This window comes from Vibrio sp. Vb1554 (assembly GCF_033344235.1).
In genome coordinates this window covers 1-2333 of the sequence record NZ_JAWPOJ010000081.1, presented here as the reverse complement: position 1 = coordinate 2333, position 2333 = coordinate 1, and the positions used below count along the sequence as shown (strand labels likewise).

The 2333-nt window shown below is 41.8% G+C and carries 2 protein-coding genes; one reads left to right on the top strand and one right to left on the bottom strand.

What is annotated here, in order from left to right; all coding sequences use genetic code 11:
- Positions 1 to 220: 220 nt before the first annotated feature.
- Entirely contained in the window at positions 221 to 1423 is a 1203-nt protein-coding gene (tet(59), locus tag R8N28_RS23735) for a tetracycline efflux MFS transporter Tet(59) (protein ID WP_193285843.1), read from the bottom strand.
- Positions 1424 to 1503: 80 nt separating this feature from the next.
- Between tet(59) and tetR the strand changes: the two genes are divergently transcribed.
- On the top strand, positions 1504 to 2106 hold the full coding sequence (gene tetR, locus R8N28_RS23730; protein WP_000113092.1) for a tetracycline resistance transcriptional repressor TetR: 603 nt from the start codon (positions 1504 to 1506) through the stop codon (positions 2104 to 2106).
- Positions 2107 to 2333 lie beyond the last annotated feature (227 nt).

Below are 2333 nucleotides of genomic sequence, written 5' to 3'. Positions count from 1 at the left end.
CAGGGGTGTCGAAAGAGTCAACTGCGGTCCAAAGCTGTTGGACTTGGGTGAAAAGGGCGTTTATTCTTCCTATACGTTCATTAGGTCATCTAGCCTTTCTTCCGCAGGTTTTGTTCTTGGTTTTTTAGGGGGTAATGTCATAGGGTTTGTCTCTTAATATCTTGTGCTAAAAGCAAATCTGATAGGGGTATCATAGCACTTAATATTGATATGCTAAAACTTAGCTCGCTGGTAGCTTCGCTATTTTAACTATCTTTTTGGTGCTTCTATAAAAAGATAAAATAAATACAATCAATAAAACATACATTATCGCACCAATCATCCATATCCAGCCATCCCAACTTGCCAGTGTTTGACCAAAAATAAAGCTAAATAATAATGGGCCGATCACCCCCGTCGTATTGGTTAAGCTGACTAGAACGCCTTGTAGCTTACCTTGGTTAGTTTGATTGACTTGAGCTGACATTAACCCCTGTAAGGCTGGTAGCGCAATACTGCCGCCGGCGAGTAAGATTAATGTAGGGTAAATCATCCAACCCTTTGTCAATAATGACAAAATAATGAATGCTGCTCCATCAACAACAAAGCCCACAATAATCGTCACTTTTTCATTGAATTTCTTGGCGATTGCGCCCGCTACAAATGCTTGGAACAAGGCATGCATGATGCCTAACCCCGCTAAAGATAGGCCGATCTCCATACTGCCCCATTGAAAACGATGTTCCGTAAATAACACCCATGTCGTTGCTGGAATTTGCCCTATCATTTGAGTCATAAAAAAGATAAATAACAATAGTATGACTGGCTTGATCACTTGCAGGAAAGGTCGCGAATTTTCTGCTGTTTCTGTGGTGTTTTTTTCAGTATTTTTGATTTTATTATCTTTAAATATCAACATAATAACTAAAAAAGAGAGCGCATTTAAAATGGCAGCAATAATAAAAGGAAGATGAGCTGAGAATTGCCCTGTAAAGCCGCCAATTGCAGGGCCAGAGATTGACCCGACACCAAAAGCCGCCCCTAAGCGTCCAAACCACTTAGTACGCTCTTGTGAAGCAGTATTGTCAGCAATAACAGAAGCGGCGACCGCACCTGTTGCGCCAGTAACTCCAGAAATTAATCGCCCAACGTATAGCATCCAAAGTGAGCTAGATAATGCAAGCAAAGTGTAATCCACAGCAGCGCCTGCAAGAGATAGTAGTAATATTGGTCGGCGCCCGAATTTATCAGACCATTTGCCAAGTAGAGGAGCAAAAAAAACCTGCATGATGGCATACAGTGCCAGCAGGATACCGTAATGATTTGCTAAATTTTCAGCCGACACGTATTCACGTAACAATGTAGGCAATACAGGCATGATCAAGCCGATCCCCATAGCATCTAGGGCGGTGATCGTTAAAGCGGTGATCGCAAATTTATTCATCGTTTTTTCTCTATCATTGATAGAGTTGGAATATATCCCTATCAGTGATAGAGTGTCAATAGAAAAAAAGAGAGGGCAGTATGGCGCGATTAGATAAAGAAACCATCATCACAGTGGCATTAGAGTTGCTAAATGAAGTGGGAATGGAAGGGCTGACAACGCGAAAACTAGCTCAAAAACTGGGCGTAGAGCAGCCTACACTATATTGGCATGTGAAGAACAAGCGCACATTGTTGGATGCATTATCTGTTGAAATGCTAAAGCGTAATCATCGTCATTCATTACCCGCAGTTGGGGAAACGTGGCAACAATTTTTACGTAATAATGCATTGAGCTTTCGTGATGCATTATTAAGTTACCGTGATGGCGCAAAAGTGCATTTAGGGACTCGCCCGAGTTCAGACCAATATGACACCGTAGAAATGCAGTTGCAGTTTATGGTGGACAATGGTTTTTCATTAAAATGTGGGTTATATGCAATAAGCGCGGTTGGTCATTTTACGTTAGGTTCTGTGTTAGAGCAGCAAGAACATATCGCAGCACTTAATGATAGGCAACAAATAGCAGATGATACGATGCCTCGACTATTAAAAGATGCTTTGCAAATTATGGATCAAGATGATGGCACAGAGGCTTTTTTATTTGGTTTAGAAGCATTGATTAATGGTTTCGAAAAGCAGTGATAAGGTGTCTGTGTTTTTAGGCTCGCACAATAGGGGGGATTTGTGCGAGTGGTGGATTTATTTAGAACATTGTTTTTCAATTTGGCGTTTTTGTTCTACCAATTTTTTAGCTGTTGCCATCGCGAGTTGTTCATCGGCTTGCATTTTTGCTAAACACAGTATTGCAAGGACGCGGAACATGCCTCATGTGGCGGCCAGGACGGCCAGCCGGGATCGGGATACTGGTC